General features: G+C 56.4%; 20 protein-coding genes and 1 pseudogene. 11 read left to right on the top strand and 10 right to left on the bottom strand.

What is annotated here, in order from left to right; genetic code table 11:
- Window positions 1–31: 31 nt before the first annotated feature.
- On the top strand, window positions 32–1,072 hold the full coding sequence (locus tag KQ933_RS25290) for a substrate-binding domain-containing protein (protein ID WP_216760555.1): 1,041 nt from the start codon (window positions 32–34) through the stop codon (window positions 1,070–1,072).
- Between the two features lie 77 nt (window positions 1,073–1,149).
- Here the strand turns inward: KQ933_RS25290 and KQ933_RS25285 are convergent, their stop codons facing one another.
- From KQ933_RS25285 to KQ933_RS25270, 4 genes are all read right to left on the bottom strand, one after another.
- Entirely contained in the window at window positions 1,150–2,112 is a 963-nt protein-coding gene (locus KQ933_RS25285) for a rhizobiocin (protein ID WP_216760554.1), read from the bottom strand.
- Between the two features lie 181 nt (window positions 2,113–2,293).
- A complete protein-coding gene (locus KQ933_RS25280; protein WP_216760553.1) occupies window positions 2,294–3,598 on the bottom strand; it encodes an HlyD family type I secretion periplasmic adaptor subunit in 1,305 nt (434 codons plus the stop codon).
- A 10-nt stretch (window positions 3,599–3,608) separates the two neighbouring features.
- Window positions 3,609–5,282, bottom strand: a complete 1,674-nt coding sequence (locus KQ933_RS25275; RefSeq protein WP_253958427.1) for a type I secretion system permease/ATPase — start codon at window positions 5,280–5,282, stop codon at window positions 3,609–3,611.
- A 362-nt stretch (window positions 5,283–5,644) separates the two neighbouring features.
- A complete protein-coding gene (locus KQ933_RS25270) occupies window positions 5,645–6,832 on the bottom strand; it encodes an IS701 family transposase (RefSeq protein WP_216755009.1) in 1,188 nt (395 codons plus the stop codon).
- Window positions 6,833–7,167: 335 nt separating this feature from the next.
- Here KQ933_RS25270 and KQ933_RS25265 point away from each other — a divergent pair, with 335 nt between their 5' ends.
- The 7 genes from KQ933_RS25265 (at window position 7,168) to KQ933_RS25235 (ending at window position 13,766) form a co-directional block, all read left to right on the top strand.
- Window positions 7,168–8,427, top strand: coding sequence for an ABC transporter substrate-binding protein (locus KQ933_RS25265; RefSeq protein WP_216760552.1), 1,260 nt, complete (start codon window positions 7,168–7,170; stop codon window positions 8,425–8,427).
- A 61-nt stretch (window positions 8,428–8,488) separates the two neighbouring features.
- Window positions 8,489–9,358 carry a carbohydrate ABC transporter permease gene (locus tag KQ933_RS25260; protein ID WP_216760551.1) on the top strand — a complete coding sequence of 290 codons (870 nt, stop codon included), beginning with the start codon at window positions 8,489–8,491 and terminating at the stop codon, window positions 9,356–9,358.
- Window positions 9,348–10,157: a carbohydrate ABC transporter permease gene (locus KQ933_RS25255; protein ID WP_216760550.1), complete on the top strand. Its 810-nt coding sequence runs from the start codon at window positions 9,348–9,350 to the stop codon at window positions 10,155–10,157. Before KQ933_RS25260 ends, KQ933_RS25255 begins: the two co-directional genes overlap by 11 nt.
- 24 nt (window positions 10,158–10,181) lie before the next feature.
- A complete protein-coding gene (locus KQ933_RS25250; protein ID WP_216760549.1) occupies window positions 10,182–10,931 on the top strand; it encodes a glycerophosphodiester phosphodiesterase family protein in 750 nt (249 codons plus the stop codon).
- A complete protein-coding gene (locus tag KQ933_RS25245; RefSeq protein WP_216760548.1) occupies window positions 10,928–11,968 on the top strand; it encodes an ABC transporter ATP-binding protein in 1,041 nt (346 codons plus the stop codon). The genes KQ933_RS25250 and KQ933_RS25245 overlap by 4 nt, the downstream gene beginning before the upstream one ends.
- Window positions 11,969–12,024: 56 nt before the next feature.
- Window positions 12,025–12,912 (top strand): MurR/RpiR family transcriptional regulator, encoded by an 888-nt coding sequence (locus KQ933_RS25240; protein ID WP_216760547.1) that lies wholly within the window; start codon window positions 12,025–12,027, stop codon window positions 12,910–12,912.
- A gap of 221 nt (window positions 12,913–13,133) precedes the next feature.
- Window positions 13,134–13,766 (top strand): bifunctional 2-polyprenyl-6-hydroxyphenol methylase/3-demethylubiquinol 3-O-methyltransferase UbiG, encoded by a 633-nt coding sequence (locus tag KQ933_RS25235; RefSeq protein ID WP_216760546.1) that lies wholly within the window; start codon window positions 13,134–13,136, stop codon window positions 13,764–13,766.
- Between the two features lie 165 nt (window positions 13,767–13,931).
- Here KQ933_RS25235 and minE read toward each other — a convergent pair whose 3' ends face one another.
- The 3 genes from minE to minC are packed head-to-tail and all read right to left on the bottom strand — an operon-like array spanning window position 13,932 to window position 15,774.
- The gene (gene minE / locus KQ933_RS25230; RefSeq protein ID WP_216760545.1) at window positions 13,932–14,189 is read right to left on the bottom strand and encodes a cell division topological specificity factor MinE; all 258 of its coding nucleotides are present in this window, start codon (window positions 14,187–14,189) and stop codon (window positions 13,932–13,934) included.
- Window positions 14,186–15,001 carry a septum site-determining protein MinD gene (minD, locus tag KQ933_RS25225; RefSeq protein ID WP_216760544.1) on the bottom strand — a complete coding sequence of 272 codons (816 nt, stop codon included), beginning with the start codon at window positions 14,999–15,001 and terminating at the stop codon, window positions 14,186–14,188. The genes minE and minD overlap by 4 nt, the downstream gene beginning before the upstream one ends.
- Window positions 15,002–15,030: 29 nt before the next feature.
- On the bottom strand, window positions 15,031–15,774 hold the full coding sequence (minC, locus tag KQ933_RS25220) for a septum site-determining protein MinC (protein ID WP_216760543.1): 744 nt from the start codon (window positions 15,772–15,774) through the stop codon (window positions 15,031–15,033).
- A 268-nt stretch (window positions 15,775–16,042) separates the two neighbouring features.
- On the opposite strand from minC, the pseudogene KQ933_RS33575 reads away from it, so the two are divergent.
- The 3 genes and pseudogenes from KQ933_RS33575 to KQ933_RS25210 all read left to right on the top strand — a co-directional run.
- Window positions 16,043–16,247, top strand: a pseudogene (locus KQ933_RS33575) (transposase); the annotation flags it as partial.
- 142 nt (window positions 16,248–16,389) lie between these two features.
- Complete coding sequence (locus KQ933_RS25215; RefSeq protein WP_216760542.1) at window positions 16,390–16,581, top strand: hypothetical protein; 192 nt, start codon at window positions 16,390–16,392, stop codon at window positions 16,579–16,581.
- 636 nt (window positions 16,582–17,217) lie between these two features.
- Window positions 17,218–18,000, top strand: coding sequence for a metallophosphoesterase family protein (locus KQ933_RS25210; RefSeq protein WP_253958417.1), 783 nt, complete (start codon window positions 17,218–17,220; stop codon window positions 17,998–18,000).
- Window positions 18,001–18,020: 20 nt separating this feature from the next.
- On the opposite strand, the gene KQ933_RS25205 is transcribed toward KQ933_RS25210, so the two are convergent.
- The 3 genes from KQ933_RS25205 to KQ933_RS25195 all read right to left on the bottom strand — a co-directional run bounded on the left by KQ933_RS25205 (window position 18,021) and on the right by KQ933_RS25195 (window position 20,766).
- A complete protein-coding gene (locus KQ933_RS25205; protein ID WP_216760541.1) occupies window positions 18,021–18,674 on the bottom strand; it encodes a hypothetical protein in 654 nt (217 codons plus the stop codon).
- A gap of 172 nt (window positions 18,675–18,846) precedes the next feature.
- On the bottom strand, window positions 18,847–19,458 hold the full coding sequence (locus KQ933_RS25200) for a hypothetical protein (RefSeq protein WP_216760540.1): 612 nt from the start codon (window positions 19,456–19,458) through the stop codon (window positions 18,847–18,849).
- 108 nt (window positions 19,459–19,566) lie between these two features.
- The gene (locus tag KQ933_RS25195) at window positions 19,567–20,766 is read right to left on the bottom strand and encodes a polysaccharide biosynthesis/export family protein (protein ID WP_216760539.1); all 1,200 of its coding nucleotides are present in this window, start codon (window positions 20,764–20,766) and stop codon (window positions 19,567–19,569) included.
- Window positions 20,767–20,929: the final 163 nt, after the last annotated feature.

Below are 20,929 nucleotides of genomic sequence, written 5' to 3'. Positions count from 1 at the left end.
GAGGATCTGCCTACCGGAAGAGAGATTGCAGATGAAGGGTATCCGCCAGCTCGCAGAACATCTCGATATATCGATCGGGACGGTTTCGCGTGCGCTGAACGGAAAGGCCGATGTCAATGAGGAGACCCGCAAGCGCGTGCTGGCTGCCGCCGAAGAATTCGGTTACGTGGCCAACCAATCCGGCCGCAGCCTTCGTCAGGGAACGACCAATGTTATCGGACTGATGATTGAATCCAGCAAGGAGACGGTCGAAAATAGCGACAACTTCTTCCTCGGCGTGACTGGGGGGCTGCAGAGCGTGTTATCGCGCCATAAGCTCGATCTCGTCATGCTCCCCTGCCCCAGCGACGAAGACCCTTACGAATATCTGAAGCGCATGGTGGCGCGCCGGGTCGTCGATGCCATGATCATCTCCGCAACGCAACGCATCGACAAACGTATCGATCTACTCATCAAGGCGAAGATTCCCTTCGTCGCTCTCGGCCGCAGCTCTTCCGGCGGCGGCAACTTCACCTGGATCGACCTTGATTTCGAAGGTGTCGCAACCTGCGCCGTCGACCGGCTCGTCGGCAAGGGGCATCGCCGCATTGCGATTGCCGCACCGTCAGGGGAGATCAATCTCGGTTATATCTTCGTGGATGCCTATCGGAAGGCTTTGGAACGGCACGGGATTAAATATGATCCGGAGCTGGTTATCCGTGTCAAGTCCAGCGAACAGGGCGGCTACCGGGCCGGCGACGAACTGCTGCGGATCAAGGACCGACCGACAGCGATTATCCTGATCTACGAACTGATGGCGATCGGCCTCTACCGCCGCCTGGTCGAAGCCGGCATCGTCCCCGGCCGCGATCTCGCCGTCATCGGCTTCCGCGAGGAACCCCGCGCCAAATTCCTGCAGCCGACGCTCACCTGCTTCCGCATGTCGCTGCCCGACCTCGGCGCAGCACTTGCCGAAACCTTGCTTGCGGGCATGCCTGCCTATTCGGAAACCTACCGCAACGGAGTGCGTAACCGCATCTGGCCGCTGGAACTCGTGCCCGGGGAAAGCGATGCTTTTAGTCTGAACGGTTGAATAATTCCCACTAAGGCCGCAAACAGACATGCCGCCTCGCAGCGGCATGTTCATCACCTCAAAGATGCTTCGGATCGTTACGCGGTGAACCAGTTATGGAACCCGCCAGCGTCGACGTTGCTGAGGATAATCTTCTCGCCCTGATGAGCGACTTCAGCGCCGATATACTTGATAATGGCGTCACCATCGACAGTCTGTGCTTGCCAGTCGGATTCCACCGTGCCCACAAGTTTAAGCTTATCCACTGCCGTGTTGAAGCCTTCGATAGTATCCGTGATGAAAGACTTGGCCATGTCGCCGAGATTGAATACGAACGTATCTGCACCGCCGCTTGCAATCATATGATCGACTCCGGTGCCACCGGTGACCGTCGAGGACTTCAGGTTGACGCCGTGAAGATCAATGGTGTCGTCTCCAGCACCTGCATTGATGATGACGGACGAATTACTACCATCCGTAATACCGTTGCCACCGTTAACGGCATTTGCCCCAGTGATGCCGCCAATGGCATTTAGGCCCTGGCCGGCCTTGATCGTAATCGTGTCGTTGCCAGCACCCGTGTCGACCGTAGCTGCGTTTACCCAGTTTTTGTCATTTGACAAAAGCGAGATGGTGACAGTGTCGTTGCCTGAGCCGGTCGAGACGTTTGCACGCTTGACGTTGAGAATTTCGACGGTCGAAGCGGTGGTACCGCCAAGATGGACGTCGGCCTGAACGAAATCCTTGAAGTAGACGTTTTCCGCACTGTCAGACTGCGCCAAAACGTTCTTAACTGAATTCCACTTGCCAACAACGTCAAAGTTGAAGGAATTCGTATTCGCGTCAAAATTGACGGCGACATCGCCGCCCGTACCGGAACCACTGACCGGTGCAACGCCTACATTGACAGAGCCGGACTGAAGGATCGATCCGTTTTGGTCGGTCACTTCCTGCTTCTGGGTGCTGTTGTCAAGGGCGCTGTTGTTCTGGGCATCAATGCTCTGAAGGTCGAAAACGGTGGAAGCCCCACCATTACCGAACGTGACTGTCAAACCTGCCATGAATGTTCTCCATTCCTTTGTTTGAATAAAGCTTTTCTCGTTGCGACGCTCGATACACTAACTCAACAGCGACAAACGCCTTTCTTTACTAATAGATAAGCATAATATTTTGGCAAGTCTGTAACAGCGCTGAAAGAGGTATTTAATTGAGCCCTTTTTGGGACAATATCCCGTTTCACTATCACTCTTCTCTGAACGCCAATCGCAACCTATCTTTGAAAGGCCTGACGAAATACGATATTACCGTGCGGTCCGCGATCTTGATAAATATTTCTGCGGGCATGCCGGGATAAAGGGAGCGTTCGGACAGGTTTTGCAGTGTGGCCATGTCAGGCGTTATGCGCAGCGTATAGAAAACCGCTCCCGTCCGTGGGTCCGTCTGAAGATCGGGCGAAATGACGGAAACCTCTCCAGCAATATCAGGCGTCGTTGTCTGATTGAAAGCCGTAAACCGGATATCGACCGGCTGCCCCTTGTAGATCTGATCAATATCCTTCGGGGCGATGGTTGCCTCGACCTGCAACTCATCATGCTCCGGGACGATGAGCATCAGAACCTCACCCGGCTGGACAACTGCATTGATATTGTGAACGCCGAGCTGGTAGATTCGGCCGGCAATCGGCGCGCGGATCTCCAGGCGAGCGAGCTGGTCCTTTGTCGCGGCCAGTCGTTCCTCATATTCTGCGATGCTGGCCTCGACAGAGGTCAGATCCTTGGAAACCTCCGACTGCCTATCTTCATCAAGTTGCAGGAGCTGAAGATCAAGCTCACCGATTTTGCCTTCGGTTTGTGCACGGGCGGCGATACCCTGCCCCATCTGCCCTTCGAGCTCGGACTTACGACGTTTGTAATCATTCAGCCGCTGTTGCGTCGTCAGGCCCTTTTGATAGAGCGTGTTTACCTTCTCAAGATCTTGATTAACAAGGTTAACCTGATCCCGTATAGCGTCAATCTGAACCGTCAGACCATTGACCTCGTCCGTCAACTGTTGCTTGCGTGTTGCAACCTGCCTCCTCATGCCTTCAAGCGCATTCTTTCGGCTGATAAACAGGTTCTGTTCGCTTGCAACCAGCGTTGCGGCCGACTTGGACGTTGTGAGCTCGGACAATTTTTCAGGAACTGTCAACTCGGGTGCGCGGGATGCCTCGGCTTGAAGCCTGGCGCGGCGTGCATAGAGTTGCGCAAGCGTATTTTCGGCGATGGAGAGATTAGCCTGTACGACGGTTCCGTTCAGGCGGACAAGCACCTGATCCGCGTCAACCCTATCGCCCTCTTTCACGTCGATTTCACTGACAATTCCGCCAGCGAGGTGCTGTATCTTCTTTGTATTGCCCTCGACGATGACACGCCCGGACGCAATGACCGCACTCGAAAGCTCGGTCGTCATCGCCCATCCAAAAACACCGACCACCAACCCGAATGCCAGCAGAACGACAGCCGCGACGTGCTTGGCAAGCGGTAATTTTGCTAGATTTCGCAAACGCATGGCGGCTCCATCACATATCGTTCGAAGCGACGGACGATCCGGCATCTTCAATCGCCCGCGGCTGATGGTCGGATGTGACCGGTCGGATATTCTGACGCAGCACCTGCCCGAAAATCTCTTCCTTCGTACCAAATCGCTGCAACCTGCCAGCGGCGATAACTGCGACCAAATCCACGTTGGCCAGCGCACTCGGCCGATGCGCGATTACGATCACAATCCCGCCCCTTGCCCTGATATTGGCGATCGCATTGCTGAGGGCATTTTCGCCTTCCGCGTCGAGATTGGAATTTGGTTCATCCAGCACAATCAGGAACGGATCCCCGTAAAGCGCGCGGGCCAGGGCAATGCGCTGCTTTTGTCCCGCAGAAAGAGCTTCGCCGTTAGAACCAATCTTGGTCTTGTAGCCATCCGGCAAGTTCAGGATAAGATCATGAACATTCGCCGCTTTAGCTGCATCGATAATCGACGCAGCAGTCGCGTCAGGCCGGAAACGAGCAATATTCTGCGCGACCGTGCCGGCCATCAATTCCACAGTTTGCGGGAGATAACCGAGATATTGGCCGAGCTCATCCATGTCCCATTGGTCAAGGCTCGCACCATCAAAGCGCACTTTGCCGTAACGTATTTGCCAAGCGCCGACAATAAGTCGGGCAAGCGTGGATTTTCCGGATGCACTCGGTCCAATCACTCCGAGTGCGCTTCCAGCCTGCAGTTCAAAGGAAACGTCCATTAGCGTAATTGCGGACCCGCCCGGCGGCGAGCCGGTTAGATTCTCGACCGAAAAGGTAAAGGCCGGCCGGGGCAAGGAAAGGGCGGCTTCCGTTTCGGGAGCGATCTCGAAAAATTTCTGAAGGCGCCTCCAACCCTGCCGGGCCGACGTAAAGCTGCGCCAGTTGCCGATTGCCTGCTCTACAGGCGCAAGAGCCTTTGCCGACAGGATCGATCCGGCGATGATACTGCCCGCCGTCGCATCGCCATTGACGACCAAGACAGCCCCCACCGCCATGACGCCGGACTGGATAATCATACGCGCCACGCGCGACGCAGCACCGTAGGCACCGATGATATCGGCACCCCGGCGACTCTGGCGTTTGTATTCGCCGTGAAGGTCACGCCACATCATCATCATGGTGCTCGACATGCCCATAGCCTGAATGGCTTCGGCATTGCGGACGCTGCCGCTCGCAAACATGTTACGCTGGCCGCGGGCACTCGCCGCGCTCTCGTTCAGTGACGCTGTGGACCAATTGGTCAGCACCGTTATGACGACCAGGATGACTGCACCGATCAGAACGCTGACGCCGATCCACGGGTGCAGCATGAAACAAATGAGCAGGTAAAATGGCAGCCACGGGAAATCGAACAACGCGTTAGGACCGTTGCTCGAAAGAAATCCGCGAATTTGGTCCAGATCGGAAAGGGCCTGGAGACCGTCACCCCTGACCTCGCCGGAGAAGGGCATTTTGAGAAGCGCCTTATACATGCGCCTTTCAAGTTGCTGGTCCAGAATGTCGGCGACCCGGGTCAACATCTGACCCCGAACCACATCGAATCCCATCTGAAACCCGTAAAGCAACAAGACAAGGACACATAAAGCAATCAGGGACGGGATGCTCTTGCTCGGCAGAATGCGGTCATAAACCTCAAGCATGAACAATGAACCGGTCAAATGCAGCAGATTAATGAACCCGCTTGCAACCGCAATCGCAAGGAACGCATGCCATGTTCGAGATAGAGACACTTCGCTATCGATTTGTTTACTAAGTTGAGCGTCATCAAGCACATTCTGATGCACAGATCAATCAATGCGTGAAATTATAGCGCGCCATTTTTGGGTATCTCTACGATTGAAATACAATCATTACTAGTACTACAGTTGCGTTTGATGCCTTGCTTTGTAGTGAGAAAGCATTGCGGATGCTTGATGCCTGCGTCGCCAGAGTGACCATGCCAAGATGAGGCGAACTCTAATCGGGGGCTGTAGCAGGAGGCGTTTGATCAGATAGCGGATCTCTGCGACGCTGGGCACGAAGGCCATGGTGTTGGTCAGGCGGCGATTGGCGGGTTTGGACTCGTTTCGTTCGGTTTGCCAGCAGCGGTGCGGCGTAGATCGGCGCCGAGTTTGGCGAGGAATGCAGCGGCTGCCATGACGAGCGTCATGTGCCGCTTCCAAGCATGCCAGGATCGCGCTTCGCAATGATCCAGGCCGAGATCGTCCTTCGCACGCTGGAAGCATTCTTCCACGGTCCAACGCAGCCCGGCAGCGCCCGCCAATTCGCTCAATTCGGTACCGGCGGGCGCAAAGACAAAGTAATAGGCGCGCGCATCGGGTTCGCGTCGGCTGCGCCGGATCAGAAGCCAGCGCTCCCATTGTGGATCCGGGCGAGAGCTGAGAGGAATACGGGCCCAATCATAAAGCCGAAGACCCTTGGCACCTTCGCCTGCTGCATGGCTCTGCCAAACCTCCGGTTTCAACTCATCAGCCATCGTTTCGGGATCGGTCTGCTCGATCCCTTGCTCACGCACAAAGCGCAGGCATTGATTGGAGCGCACTGCCAGAACATAAGGCTGGCCACGGCTTTCCAGCATCCGGCGCAGCTTGGAATCCGAACCATAAAGCGCATCCGCCAATACCCAGGCACAAGGCACGCCGGCATCCAGCGCATCGGCAATGAGCTTGGCTGCAATGGCCGGTTTGGTCGCGAAGGCTTGGGACTGGGGGACGTGAGCCGAAGCACGGCGGGCTTCATCCTCGGCCCACTCCTTCGGTAGATAAAGTTGCCGATCGATCAGGGTCTGACCGTAGCGGCTTGCATAGGCAAGGAAAACACCGATCTGACAGTTCTCGATCCGGCCGGCCGTGCCGGAATATTGTCGTGCGACACCGACTGAATGGGCGCCTTTCTTCAGGAAGCCGGTCTCATCGACCACAAGAACGCCGTCCGCGTCACCGAGAGACTCTATTGCATAAGCGCGAACCGTATCGCGCAATGCGTCAGCATCCCAATGGCTGCGCCCCAGCAGCGATTGCATCCGATAAGGGCGCTCCAGTCCTGCCTGTTCCGCCATCAGCCAGCCAGTCTTGCGCTCTACTCCCGACAACAACCCATCCAGAAAGGCACCGCACGATGCGCGCAATTCTCGGCGACCAAAGACCGAGCCCAACCGCACCTTCAAGGCATCGAGCTCACGATGCCACGCCAGAACCGACCCGGACCAACCCGCAACCGACATTGAACTTCCCTCCCGCCAAATGCGGGAAGTGAATCATGACTTCCGGTAAACCGCAACTGTAGTACTAGGTTTGGTAACCAGTAAATTCACAAATAATGCAACTTATGCTGAAATGATCTGAATCCGCTTTGGTTGTCTTTTTAAGACATAGGTACTTATGCGTGCGGCGTCATCGTAGAATATTGCCGCAGACGGGCGTTCCAGCACGGTGGATTCAAGTCGTTTGCGCGACCTCTTTTGTCACCAAAACTTCATACGGCTTTCAAGAAACTGTCTCCTGCGCGCGGTAATCCCTGCCAAAACGGAATGCAATTTTTTTTGCAGAGGAGAAAAATATGTTAGTTAAATTGCAGAACACAGTCGCAGCCGGCGTTGTCGCCCTGATGTCGATGGTCGGTTCGGCACATGCCGATACGACGGTGAAGTTCTGGCACAGCTTCAGCAAATCCTCAGGCGAGGCGCTCAACAAGATCATCGCCAATTTCGAAGCCGCCAATCCCGGTATTCATATCGACGGCGAGTTCGTCGGCGATTATAATGATATTGTTGCCAAACTGCAGGCCGCCATTCCCGCCAAACGTGGGCCTGATGCCGTCATCATGGAAGTCACCCGCTATGGTCTCTTCGCCGACCGCGGCGCCCTGATCGATCTCACGCCCTATTTCAACGCCGACCCGCTGAAGGACGACCTTTACGACTATGCGCGTGAAGTCGGCGTCTATAACGGCAAGAACTACATCGTACCGTTCAACTCCTCCACGCCTGTCCTCTACTACAACAAGGACATCCTTGCGCGCGCCGGCTTCACGACGGAGCCGTCGCTGAAGACTTTCGCAGATATTCTTGCCGTTTCGAAGACAATCACCGAGAAGCTCGGCTCGGAAGGCATCACCGGTATCGCGGCCCCCGGCCAGTTCGCCCGCTGGGGTCTCGTGATGTCCAATGACAGCGAACTGATCAATTCCAAGACCAACGATATCCTGCTCGACTCGCCGAACACGATCGAAGCCTATCAGTGGATGGCCTCGCTCGTGCATGACCAGAAGGTTGCCTCTCCGGACGGCGTCACCGATGAAGATGTCGGCCGTGATGCCTTCTTCGCCGGCAAGGTCGGTATCTCTCTGAATTCCACGGGCGATTACGGCGGCGCCAAGAAGGCGCTCGGCGACAAGCTCCAAGTGCGTCCGATGCCCTGCAACAAGGTCTGCTCAGTTCCGATCGGCGGCGCCGGTATCGGCATTCTCGCGACTTCGCAAAAGGACGTTCAGGACGCCGCCTACAAGTTCATCAGCTATGCCGCCTCGCCGGAAGCTAATGCGATCTGGTTTGCCGCAACCGGCTACCTGCCGATCAACAAGAAGAGCGCGACACAGCCAGTTGCCGCCGAAGCGCTTGCCAAGAAGCAGGGCATCGATGTTGCCATCAAGCAGCTCGATTTCGCTCATGGCCGTGCCCGTCCTCCCGTCGTTACCTGGATGCGGACGACCGAATACAAGATGTGGGAAGCCATGGCGCTCGGCCAGCGCGATGTCACCGAGACGATGAAGGACTTTGCCGCGCAGACGCGCGAAGAAGCCAAGCGCTCCAGCAACTGAGCCTCTCACTTCAGCAAGACGACGGCCTTGAACGGCTCGTCGTCTCAACTGTTTCGGTCCCATGCTGCACAAACTCACACCCTATCTTCTCGTTGCACCGCTGATCATCTTCATCACGGTCTTCACCTATATCCCCGTCATCACCAGCGTGAACCTTAGCTTGCGGCATTGGGACTTCCTGTCGCCGACCATGCCCTTCGTCGGCTTCGAGAATTATCGCCTGTTGCTGAATTCGCGAGATTTCTGGAATTCACTTCAGGTCACGGCGATCTTCGCGCTGATTTCGGTGCCGATACGGCTGGCACTGGCTCTTGCCGTTGCAAGCTATCTCGTCCGTGAGACATTGCCCTCGCGGCTCCTGCGCGGCGCACTCTTTCTTCCGTCGGTCACGTCTACAGTCTCGATCGCCGTCGTTTTCTCCTGGGTCTTTGCCACCGACTACGGCATGGTCAATGCCGCACTGACCTCACTCGGTCTCGGCAAGGTGCAATGGCTGCAAGATCCGCAGCTCGCCCTCTGGGTACTGATAACAGTCAATACGTGGAAACAACTCGGCTACGATATCGTCATCTATATTGCCGGCCTGCAGGCTGTACCGCAGGAACTCTATGATGCTGCTTCCGTCGACGGCGGACGGCGTTTCCATGTGTTCCGGCGAGTCACCGTGCCGCTCGTGATGCCGACCACCTATTTCCTGCTGGTGATTTCCGTCATCGAGGCATTCCAGGTCTTCACCATCGTCAACATCATGACCCATGGCGGCCCTGCGGGTGCTACCGACATGCTCGTCAACCTGCTCTACCGCGTGGGTTTCACCCTCTTTGATATCGGTAGAGGTTCGGCGCTCGCCGTCCTGCTCTTCATCTTCCTCATCGTGTTGGCGCTGATCAAATCCTTCGTCATCGGCCGGAGGGTCCATTATGAAGCTTGAGAACCCGATCGTTACCAGTCTCGCGCTTTTTGCGGGGCTGATCTTCCTGTCGCCGGTGCTCTATTCCATCTGGATGTCCTTCGAGACGGCGCAGTCCTATTATACAGGCCAATACGAGTTCACGTTGGACAACTACGTCCGTGCCGTCGCCGAATATAATTTCGCCCGTTATCTCATGAACAGCATCATCGTCTCGGGGCTTGTGACGCTGCTCGGCATCACGGTCGCGACAATGGCGGCCTTCGCCTTTGCCCGTTACCAGTTCCGCGGCGGCAACCTTCTCTTCGGGGCAACGGTCGCCACGTTGATGATCCCGAGCCATATCAGTCTGATCCCCAACTATCTGACGCTCGCCAAGGCGGGCCTGCTCGATACCTATGCCGGCCTCATCCTGCCGGCGATTTCGAATGGTTTTGCCGCCTTCTTCCTGCGCCAGTACATCAAGGGCATTCCGAAGGCGCTGGATGAAGCAGCCTATATGGATGGCGCAACGCCGCTACAGGTGTTGTGGCGGGTGATCGTACCAATCGCCCGGCCCGCCATCTTCTCGATGGGCCTCTACATCTTCATCACGGAGTGGAACAACTACATCTGGCCGCTTGTTGCCGTCGGCAGGGAAGACCTCTACACGCTGCAGATCGGCCTTGCCCGCCTCTACCGCATCAATCCTGGTGAGGGCCTCGTCGACTGGCCACTCGTCATGGCCGCCTGCACCCTCAGCATGCTGCCCGTGCTGCTCGGCTTCCTGCTGGTCGAGCGCCATCTCGTGCGCGGCATCACGCTCGGCGCGGTCAAATAAATCGTGAAGAAGGACAAGCATAGAATGACACGAATCGCTTCGCACCGCGGCGGCACTCTCGAGTTCGGCGACAGCACGCCGCAAGGCTTTGCGGCTACAGCAAGAATGCCGCTGGAAGAGGTGGAGTTCGATGTCCATCCCACAGCAGATGGTGCAATCATGGTCCATCACGACGCAATGCTGGACAGCACGACGGATCGCAGCGGCGCAATCGCCACCATGAGCGAGGCAGAGGTTCGCGCGGCCATCATCAACTATGGCGCCGGCGGACATCCGATCTCGCTTGTGGATCTCTGCGCCATCTACGCCGATAGTTCCGTGGATTTTCGCTGCGAGATCAAGCCTGGCGCCGATGGCCGTCCCTATGAGAATTTCGTGCCCCGCGTCGTCGAGACGCTGGCGCGCCACGGCATGCTCGAAAAGACGATCTTCTCCTCCTTTCTGGTCGAGTCGCTGGATGCTCTTTCCGCCGCTACTGGCCGGCCAAAACTCTGGCTCGTCAGCCCGCCGGTGCTGCGTCAGCTTGGAACCATTGCGGTGATCGAAGTCGCGAAGGCGCATCAGATCCGCGAAATCGGCGTCCACGTGGATACAGCCGATTCCGCGCTGATGGCCGAGGTCACGGCCGCCGGCCTCGATTTCGGCTGCTGGGCTGCCCATTCGCCCCGGCAGATCGAAAAGGTGCTGGCGCTCGGCGTCAAGGTCTTCACGACAGACCGGCCAAGTCTTGCCATCGCCATTCGCAATCGCCTCGAAGCGGAGACCGCGCAATGAGCGGCATTACCCTTCGGGACATCAGAAAATCCTATCCCGGTGGGCCGGAAGTCCTGCACGGCGTTTCCATGGATATCAGATCAGGCGAATTCATCGTCATCGTCGGCCCGTCAGGCTGCGGCAAGTCCACCCTGCTGCGCCTGATTGCCGGCCTGGAACGCTGCGAAGAGGGCGATATCGAGATCGGCGGCCAGCGTGCGAATGATCTTGTCCCGCAGGACCGAGACATCGCCATGATCTTCCAGAACTACGCGCTTTATCCGCACATGACGGTGCGCGAGAATATCGCGTTCGGCCTGGAACTGCGCGGCATGCCGAAGGCCGAGCGCAATGCTCGGGCCGAAGGCGTGGCCAAGACGCTCCAGCTCGAACCCTATCTTGACCGAAAGCCGGGCGCGCTTTCCGGCGGCCAACGCCAGCGTGTGGCGATGGGCCGCGCGATGGCGCGCAACAGCTCCATATTCCTGATGGACGAGCCGCTGTCGAACCTCGACAATGCTTTACGGGTCGCCATGCGCACCGAGATCAAGGAACTGCATCGCCAACTCGGCGCCACCATCGTTTATGTCACGCATGATCAGACCGAGGCGCTTTCGCTCGCCGATCGGATTGCGGTCATGAAGGACGGTGACCTGCTGCAGTTCGACACGCCGGAAGCAATTTACGATCAGCCGCAGAACCGTTTCGTCGCCGGTTTCCTCGGCGTTCCCTCAATGAATTTCCTGCCTGTCGAACATCTGCCCGACTGGCATGGCCGGCTCGGCCTGACGGCAGGACTCAGGCCCGAATCCATGGCGATATCAGCCGAAAAACCGCATAAGCCTGCCCTGCCTGTCCGCCTCATGCTGTCGGAGATGACGGGTTCTGATATTATACTGCATTGCGATAGCCCGGCCGGACGCATCACGCTCACCAGTCCACGCAAGGACGTGCCGCGCCATGCCGACAATTTCTGGGTCATGTGCGACCTTGACCAGGCGGTGTTTTTCGATAACCAGAGCGGGAGCCGCGTCGATCTTTCATCCGGAGATCGTTGAATTTAGAAGCCGCGGGCAAGGTCAGGTTCGCAAGCAGCGCCGCAAGAAGTGATGCAATGGAAAGACAGAACGAAATTCCGCAGCGTCTCGGCGATCTTATCAGCCGCAACTCGACAAAGCTGACCGAGGCCGATACCCGCCTTCTCGATGTGATGATGCAGGATCCGATCCGCGCGGCAATGGAGAACGGCAAGGCCGTCTCCTTCCGTGCTGGCGTGCATCCCGCTTCGGCCGTGCGGCTTGCACGCCGTCTCGGTTTCAAGGGTTATCCTGAATTCCGGACCTTCCTGCAGGCAAACCTCATCGAAGGCGGCGGCGATTTTGAAAGCCCGGCGGCTCGCATGGCCGCGCGCCTCGTCCGGGCGGAAGAAGGCGGCGCACTCTCTTCCGTACTCGACAGCGAGATTGCCGCACTCCAGCAGGTGCGAAACGCCGTCGCCGATGCCAATGTCAGAGGATTTTCGGAGATCCTGCGCGATAGCCGTCGCGTCCTCGTCTTCGGACGCGGCCACTCTGCCGCCCTCTCCTCGCTGATTGCCCTGAGGCTCAATCGCTCCGGCTATCCATCGGTCGATCTAGCAAGCCAGATGCATCTGATCGCCGAAGCACTGGCAACGTTGGGACCTGGTGATGTCGTCTGGCTGCTCGCCTTCCGTAACGCTTCACCGCTTATCCACCAGATCAGGAAGATCGCGGCCGCGCGAGGCGCCAAAGTCTTGGCGCTCACCGATCTGCTCAGCGCGCGCTTCGATCCTGTGCCCGATTGCCAAATTTCGGTTTCACGCGGTGAAGCGGGTGAATCCCAGTCGCTCGTCGTTCCGATGACGATCGCCAATGCGGTCATTCTCGATCTTGCAGCCATCGATGATGGACGTTCGCTACGCGCGCTCAGCGCCTTCAAGGCTTTTCGTGCTGATTGCGGTTTGTCGCCGGCGATTGTGTAGTGTCAAAACGCAGGCTCCAAGCGTCGGCGAACTGAAGGGTCTCGGCGGCGCTCACCTTTGATTGTGATTGCCTGGAGCCACGTTGTTCGACAACCCAATGTCCCGTGAAGAACAGATGTCACGATCTGGCTTTCAAAATCACATTAACAACACACTGCGATCAAACTCCAGTCCAACTGGTCGCTACGATGGTTGCCTGTGACTACGGTCAAGGAGGGAATATGTCTGTCGACCTTAACGCCAGCACCTATGTTCATTCGAAACCCGCCACAGCCCACAACTATCTTATGCCGACAGTTGTCGATGTACTTGGGGATAATTTCCAGGCAGTCGACGAAACAACAGTTTTCGACCTAGGTTGTGGTACTGGAGGCGCCGCAGCCCTGCTTTCTGACAAGGGCTATGAAGTTGCCGGGGTCGATCCGTCACGAGACGGCATAGCGAAGGCAAATTTCGCCTATCCAGATCTTTCGTTGGAAATCGGATCTGCCTACGACGATCTTGCCGACCGATACGGAACCTTCGACGCTGTCATCAGCCTTGAGGTCGTGGAACACGTCTACGATCCCAGGACTTTTTCATCGACCATGTTTGATCTGGTTAAACCTGGGGGGATAGCCGTCGTATCGACGCCATTTCATGGCTACTGGAAGAATCTGGCACTGGCGCTAACCGGCAGGATGGACAATCACCACATGCCCCTCAAGGATCATGGGCACATCAAATTCTGGTCTCCGGAAACTCTTAAGACCCTTCTGCTGGATACAGGATTTGAGAGTGTTGATTTCGAATATGTCGGACGAATTTCGCTTCTCGCAAAATCAATGATCGCCGTCGCCCACAAGCCTAATTGAGGTCACTCACCAGCCTGGTCTGGCTGTGTCGCAACCAGACGTTCGGCCCGGAAAGTGCAACCGGCAGTATTGGGGTGAGCATCGCAGTATTACATGGTGCTTGCGCAGACGTGGCGGGCTTCAGCCGAAAGACTTCCGCAGTCTTCCGGCTGACAGTCGCGATATTTATGCCGCCCGGGCGGCCTTGGCGGGAATTTCCACATCGATCTCGAGGATCGAGACGTGCTCGCCGCGGTCGATCCTGATCTGCAGGCGATCGCCTTCGATTTCCACGTGCTTGGCTATCACTGCAAGGATCTCCTCTCTGAGAAGAGATACGAGATCCGAACCGGGAGAGATACGCTCGTGTGCCAGAAGCAGTTGGAGGCGTTCGCGCGCGATCGGCGCGGTTTTCCTCTTCTGAAAGAAATCGAATACGCTCATGCTGCCCTCCGTCCGAAGATCTTGCCGAACAGACCACGCTTCTCGCCTGGTACCGTCACCGGGAGAACTTCACCGTTGAGGCGGCGGACCGCTTCGAAATAGGCCTTTGCCGGGGCGCTGTTCTGGTCTGCAAGCGTCACCGGAGCGCCGAGGTTTGAAGCGCGCAGCACATCCATGCTTTCAGGAATGATGCCGAGCAGCGGGATCGACAGGATCTCGAGCACGTCATCCACCTTCAGCATGTCACCGCGTTCGGCGCGCGTCACGTCGTAGCGGGTGAGAAGCAGGTGCTTTTCAATGCGCTCACCGCGCTCCGCCTTTTCCGTCTTGGCATCCAGAAGGCCGATGATGCGGTCGGAGTCGCGCACCGAGGAAACTTCCGGATTGGTGACGACGACGGCGATATCGGCGTGCCGCATCGCCAGCGTTGCACCGCGCTCGATACCAGCGGGACTGTCGCAGATGACCCAGTCGAAATGCTTCTTCAGCTCGGTGATGACGCGCTCGACGCCTTCTTCGGTGAGGCAATCCTTGTCGCGGGTCTGGGATGCCGGCAGAAGGAACAGCGTTTCCAGCCGCTTGTCGCGGATCAGCGCCTGGGTCAGCTTCGCATCGCCCTGAATGACATTGATCATGTCATAGACGACCCGACGTTCTGCCCCCATGACGAGATCGAGATTGCGAAGACCGACGTCGAAATCGACGACAACAACCTTCTCGTTCCTCTGCGCCAGCGCTGCCCCCAACGCTGCAGTCGAGGTTGTCTTGCCAACGCCACCTTTACCCGAGGTTACAACAATGACTTTTCCCATATCCCTCTCCTGTTTGAACCATTCACCTGTTAAATCAGTCGCGACGCCATGATCGCCTCGTTCTCAAGCCATAATTGCGCGGACTGACCGCGCAGTTCGGCCGGCAGGTCGTCGGCCGTCTTATAAATCCCGTCGATTGCCAGAAGCTCGGCTTCCAGCTTGCGGCAGAAAATTCGCGCCGCCGAGTTGCCGACCGATCCGGCAAGTGCGCGTCCACGAAGCGCGCCGTAGATATGGATCGAGCCGCCGGCGATCACTTCCGCTCCCGAGGCGATGGACCCGATGACCGTCACATCGCCTTCGGGAAAGATGATCGACTGGCCGGAACGCACCGGCTCATGCAGCACCAGCGACGACACAGGGGCGCGGACAATCGGCGCAGCAACCTCCTGCACCTCTGCCGGCTTCGCCTTATGCGGCGCCTTCCCTTCGGCCTTGACCTCTGCGGTCGGCACGTCCACATCCGCTGCCGGACGTCCGCCAGCCATGCCCGGCGGCATGCTGGCGTCGAGCTGCGACGGTCGCGCGCCTTCGATGCCCATCACCCTGACATTGCGCTCGCCGAGAGCTTGCACCATTGCCTTCAGCGCGGCACGGTCCAGCGAGAGCTCGGTGACGTCCAGAACAACTGGCCTTCCGAGGAAGAACCCGGCAGAGCGAGCAGCGAGATCGTCGAGACGAACGAGCCAGTCCTCAAACGGCAAATCGGGCGTCAGCACGACTGCAAGGAACGATCTGCCTTTGATGCGAATGGAGCGCGCTTCAGTTAACACGTTAGTAAACTTAGTTAATTTCGATTTAATAGCTTTAGCTGCTTCATGGTTAACAAATCGTTAACGATGGGGCGAGCCATCAAAAAAGCCTCTAGCAGCTGCTGAAACTGGCGCTGCGTTGCCGCAATCGAAGGCTTCGGGTGCGATTCTTTGAAGGATTGCGGTGAGATTTGAGCCTCAGGCAACACCTTAGATGCACTACTTTGGCAGATAAACTGGCCATTTACGATGATGGGCCATCTTGGGCACTTTCACAGGGGGGTGCGAGATGGTGGAACTGGATGTTGCACTGGCAGATTGGCAGCCGTTCGTTGAGAAGCTTGGCCACAAGAAGCGGCGACAGATGTGCCCGGTGTATATTTCGGGCTCATCTGACCTGCAATCGCAAGAGTATCGAGCCCATGGCAGAGCGCCTGGCACCTGATCGCTACGACCGCCTGCATCATTTTATCTCGGATGGGATTTGGGATGCACTTGTATCTGCTTGTTCGTCCGCGGAGCGTGTCGCAAAACACGACAGCCTTTGCCGATTTGGTTTGATTTGATTAAGTTTTTAACATAGAGTCGTCCCATTCTAGAACGTGAATTCCCTTCAGAATGGAGCGCGGCGGCTCGATGGATGGTCAGAGATTCAATTTCTTTCGTGCGTTTCTTTTAGCGGCTGTGATGCTGCCTTTCATGCTTGTGACTGTGGGTTACAGCCTTATATGTGGCGTTTTTGAGCGGCGCTTAGGTGTAGATCTGTGGTTGGGTCTTGTCAGCGATCCTGATGATAGCGAAACGATTGATTCGATTGCGCGAATTTGACAGGCTCTCGACTATGGTAGAGGGCGCTTGAGAGCAGCCCACCGGTTTTTGCTGATATGTTCACTCATCTGCTGACTGGTTCGCAATTGTTGCCCAATTCGATCCCGTGACAGGCTATGCACGCGACCAATTGGATTTGAAGCATTCGACAGTTGACTGAATTCTTGCTCTATATCCCGAAATGGTCAAAATTGAATGGTTAGCGCCGAGCGACGCAGTGTATAATATGATATTCTGAGACTACTAAAGAGAGCAACTTAGGCTTCGAACCTATGAGCCTGGCGCTATCTGCGCGGCGGCGCTGCTGTCTAAAACCACGCCCGCCAGCCGGAAAAGGCGATTTGTCCGATGGAGCACCGAGTACATTGTGCTTTTTTTAATCGGAATAGTGTGTAGTGCACAACATACTGTTTCCAAGCTTCAAGATTAATGGGCGTGATGAGATCGCGACCGAAGATGGTCGATAGCGTGTGCCGATTGGCGATGGTTGAAAATGCCGAATGGAATCTCGGTCTCTGGCGGAATTGATAGGGGCCGCATGACAACAAGTGGTATTTCGCTTCCGAAATGTGCGACGGTCGGGATACAGTTTGTGCCGTTGGCTTTTTCCGCTGCAACAGCGGGAGGAAAATGGCCTTGATTCGTACCATTCGTAGATTTGTCGGGCATCTTTCAAAAGATTCATCTGCTGGTCTTGCCCCTGCTCGCCCGCGACTTGTGATGGATCAGGCTGAATGGCCCCTTATCTATGCGATCGGCGATGTACACGGCTGCTACGAACAGCTCATGGATGCCGAAAGACGTATTTCCGAGGATTCGGGTGGTAGGCGCGCTTTGATGGTGCTGGTGGGCGATTACGTGGATCGCGGTGCACGATCCCGCGATGTCTTGGAACATCTGTGCCAACCTTCGCCGCGCAATATCCACAGGATTGCGCTTTGCGGCAATCACGATGACTGGTTTTCAAGATTTTTGAACAATGAGCTTTCCACCGCGGCGTGGCTACGGTTCGCTGGATACCAGACGCTGACCTCCTATGGTGTTGACGCTGCGCATATACTTCGTGTCGGCGATACGATGGGATTGCGAAACGCAGTGGATCAGGCAGTTCCAGCCAGCCATCGAATCCTGCTGGGAACGTTGCCCTCGATGTTGCAAATCGGAAATCTCATTTTTGTTCATGCAGGGATTCGTAATGGATTACCTCTGGAGCATCAAAGCGATGAGGACCTGATGTGGATCAGGGAGCCGTTCCTCACACGAGGGCCAGAGCTTCCAATCATTGTGGTCCATGGACATACCCCCCAGATCCGGCCCCACCTTGGTAATGGTCGAATTGGAATTGATACGGGTTGCTACGCCACAGGCAGGCTGACGGTGGTCAAAATCGCCAATGGTGCCGCAAAGATTCTTTCTTAGTTGCGCCTGCTGTGGCGCAGTCAAGGCAACTTGGCGATGTCCAGACCACTTCCGGCGAAAAGTTTCTTGCGAGAATCGGACAAGGATATCGAGGCGCGTTTGATGTAGGGTATCAAAGCCGGCTCAACATTCGGAATGCGCTGCGCAATCTGGAGAGGATCCCCCAATTGGAAGAGAACATCGAGATCCTGCTCGACCATAGGACTGGAAGATCTCAGTGTCGCTTCACTGAATCTGTTCCAAAAATAGAGACGCGCGAGAAGGGTTACCTGATCAGCTGGCGCCAACTTCACGGACTGTGCCATCAACTGCGCTGTAGCCTGCGGATCCTCCGCAATAACTGCTCGCACGACTGCGAGGCGAAGCCACAGGTTACTGTCAGTAGGCATGCAGCTCAGCGCATGCTGCAGGAATTTCTCAGCCATGGTAACGGCAGACAGCCAGCCTTCATAGTCACTGGTCTGGTTTGAGGTGTCTATCTGCGTCAGCACGATGGTCGTGGCAGCCAAGATGATATCAGAGCGGCAATAGCCTCCCTCGACAACTTCTGCGGGCATGCCAACGACCCGAGAAAGACTCTTGGTGCTGACTACACCGTCCTCCTCGATCTGCCTGGCCACGACAAACATATCAGCAAACTCAATCGAGCGATGGAGTTCGCTGGCGGCAAGCATCAGAAAGGCACCAAGAACCAAAATGAAGCAGCAAGACAAGAAGGGCGCACGACGAACCCCCAAAGAGATTGGGGCCACCCTTTCGTTTCTTTTTGAGCCCTTTTGAGTGCCGCGAACTTCTCCCCTGGTCAGCACAATTCGCCCACTAGCTCAAATTATTATATGCGTGCTGTCAGATACCGCTCGGGCTGACGGACTGGGTGGTGGTGGTGGTGAAATTGCCGGCGCTACTTGCCGAAGTCCGCAGCAGGTTGGCGGTCGAGTTCTGGGAACCATCAGTCGACCCACCGCCTTCACCGCCACCAATAATGGCGCCGGCAGGGCCGTTCGTAATGTCAGCAGCAGCGGCCGCGGCAGAGCCGGGGGATCCCAACGCCGCAGTTGCGGTCTGCCCGTTCAGCGCCTGCACAAAGGCTGTCTGAAGGCCGTCCAGCGTGGTATCGGCCAGCAATGCGTCGGCAATCGCCTTGGTGATCGCATCAGCCAGTTCCGGATGTTGAGGGCGGCATACGTTCGCAGCCCTTCCAAGACCGGCGCCGATCGCTGCTCTCTGCGCGGGCGTGCCAGCCTTTGCGAGGCCGATCATCTTTGCCGTGAGATCCGTTTCCGTTGCAGTATAAGACCGCACCTGATCAGACAGACCAATGACTGAGGCATTCGCAAACAAAAATGCCTCCGGAGATGCATTAAATGCGCTGACCATCTCCGGCGATGCCATTCCTGGCCCGGAAAGGCAATTTCCCGCGAAGGAAACCGACGAAAAAGAAAGGCTGGCAACGATCATAGTCGCGGCGCCGACAGCCGTCATAAAATATTTATTTGCCATTCTACTTAGTCCTTCGTTTTCCAAGCTGTATCGACTGAATTAATTTTCTGTTCTGCTGTCCCGGCCTTAGTCCAATTCTCGCACAGCGTCGCGAGTGTCAACAACGTCCGTAGATACGCCCCTTGCCGTAGACGTTATCGAGTTCAGGATATCAAGGAACTTGACCAGCTCGACGGAGCCCGCGTTCGATATATAAATGACGTCCTTGTCCTTCATCAGGAATTGCTGAATTGCAAACATCGTCGCTGGATCACGCAGGTTGGCTCGGAAGATCACCGGAACATCCGCTCCAGCAAACCGCGATACGTCAATGTTCAGCTTCTGCAAGGTTTTCTTGTCGACCTGACGGTAGAGGACGACTTCCCGCGGATCCGCCCGGTTATCCAGGACGCCGCCGGCCTTGGCGATGCCCTCGCCAAGTGTCAGGTTCGAATCCTCGAATTCGATACGGTTCTGCTGCCCTGTAGCACCGAGGGCAATATAGGTACGGCGTTCATGCTCAACAGAAACAGTGTCGCCTGGCGCAACGTAGATATTTTCAGAGGGATTGCGCAACAGGGTCTCGTAGGCAACCGTCGCCGTTCTTCCCCGCCTCTGCAACGTCACATTCGTTTCGATGTTGGGTGTCGTCAGACCGCCCGCTGTCGAGATCACATCCAGAATGCGATCGCCTGCCGGAGTGAGCTGCACCTTCTGCGGATCATTGACATCACCAACGACAGCAACCTCTGCAGACTTGGTCGTCGTCGTTGTCAGGACCACCTGCGGTTCGATTGCGCGGCTGGCAAGCCGGTCTTCGATATCGCGTTCCACCTCTTCTTTCAGCCTTCCGGAGGCGGGCACACGTCCTGCGTAGGGAACGCTGATCGTTCCATTCTTGTCGATGGTCTGAGCGGGGAGCGTAATGAAATTACCTGGACGGCTGCCAGCATCAGACGGGATAAAAAGACCGCCAGCCTGCGCTTCAAAAATAGAAATCTGAACGACGTCGCCAGCGCCGAGCGGAATATCGGGCGCGCCGCCTTTGCCGCCACCGAAACCGCCCAGCGAGCTGGACTTAACCTCGTTAAAGAAGGGAAGAATTGCCTTGTTCAGATCAATTAGCGCGTAATCAATCCCGACCTTCCTGTCCTTTGTCGTCACCTTCACCGAAGCGTCTTTATCGAAATCGGTGTGATCGGGACCGGATCGAGGCAATGAAGTGCAGCTCGACAGCGCGATTAGCGTCGCAGCGACGATAGAGGTGCGTCGAAAGTTGATGCTCATCTTATCCCTGTTAAGTTTTCCGTCTGGCAGGTTGGCGTCTATGCAAAGCATAAAACAGGGGCAATATCTGCTAGAACGGGGTCCATGATAGCCAATAAATCGTTAATGTGGCAACGGCGCAACATGGAGGCAGTGGAATTATGGTTAATTTCTGGCGATCTAT

The organism is Rhizobium sp. WYJ-E13, from assembly GCF_018987265.1.
Taxonomy (GTDB): Bacteria; Pseudomonadota; Alphaproteobacteria; order Rhizobiales; family Rhizobiaceae; genus Rhizobium.
The sequence above is the reverse complement of the archived record's forward strand: the minus strand, read 5'-3'. Positions and strand labels throughout refer to the sequence as shown.

Bases quoted from the DNA above. Each gene is read 5' to 3' on its own strand.
- KQ933_RS25290 (WP_216760555.1), top strand. From the start codon at position 32: ATGAAGGGTATCCGCCAGCTCGCAGAACATCTCGATATATCGATCGGG.
- KQ933_RS25285 (WP_216760554.1), bottom strand. From the start codon at position 2,112: ATGGCAGGTTTGACAGTCACGTTCGGTAATGGTGGGGCTTCCACCGTT.
- KQ933_RS25280 (WP_216760553.1), bottom strand. From the start codon at position 3,598: ATGCGTTTGCGAAATCTAGCAAAATTACCGCTTGCCAAGCACGTCGCG.
- KQ933_RS25270 (WP_216755009.1), bottom strand. From the start codon at position 6,832: ATGTCGGTTGCGGGTTGGTCCGGGTCGGTTCTGGCGTGGCATCGTGAG.
- KQ933_RS25265 (WP_216760552.1), top strand. From the start codon at position 7,168: ATGTTAGTTAAATTGCAGAACACAGTCGCAGCCGGCGTTGTCGCCCTG.
- KQ933_RS25260 (WP_216760551.1), top strand. From the start codon at position 8,489: ATGCTGCACAAACTCACACCCTATCTTCTCGTTGCACCGCTGATCATC.
- KQ933_RS25255 (WP_216760550.1), top strand. From the start codon at position 9,348: ATGAAGCTTGAGAACCCGATCGTTACCAGTCTCGCGCTTTTTGCGGGG.
- KQ933_RS25250 (WP_216760549.1), top strand. From the start codon at position 10,182: ATGACACGAATCGCTTCGCACCGCGGCGGCACTCTCGAGTTCGGCGAC.
- KQ933_RS25245 (WP_216760548.1), top strand. From the start codon at position 10,928: ATGAGCGGCATTACCCTTCGGGACATCAGAAAATCCTATCCCGGTGGG.
- KQ933_RS25240 (WP_216760547.1), top strand. From the start codon at position 12,025: ATGGAAAGACAGAACGAAATTCCGCAGCGTCTCGGCGATCTTATCAGC.
- KQ933_RS25235 (WP_216760546.1), top strand. From the start codon at position 13,134: ATGTCTGTCGACCTTAACGCCAGCACCTATGTTCATTCGAAACCCGCC.
- minE (WP_216760545.1), bottom strand. From the start codon at position 14,189: ATGAGCGTATTCGATTTCTTTCAGAAGAGGAAAACCGCGCCGATCGCG.
- minD (WP_216760544.1), bottom strand. From the start codon at position 15,001: ATGGGAAAAGTCATTGTTGTAACCTCGGGTAAAGGTGGCGTTGGCAAG.
- KQ933_RS25215 (WP_216760542.1), top strand. From the start codon at position 16,390: ATGGATGGTCAGAGATTCAATTTCTTTCGTGCGTTTCTTTTAGCGGCT.
- KQ933_RS25205 (WP_216760541.1), bottom strand. From the start codon at position 18,674: ATGCTTGCCGCCAGCGAACTCCATCGCTCGATTGAGTTTGCTGATATG.
- KQ933_RS25200 (WP_216760540.1), bottom strand. From the start codon at position 19,458: ATGATCGTTGCCAGCCTTTCTTTTTCGTCGGTTTCCTTCGCGGGAAAT.
- KQ933_RS25195 (WP_216760539.1), bottom strand. From the start codon at position 20,766: ATGAGCATCAACTTTCGACGCACCTCTATCGTCGCTGCGACGCTAATC.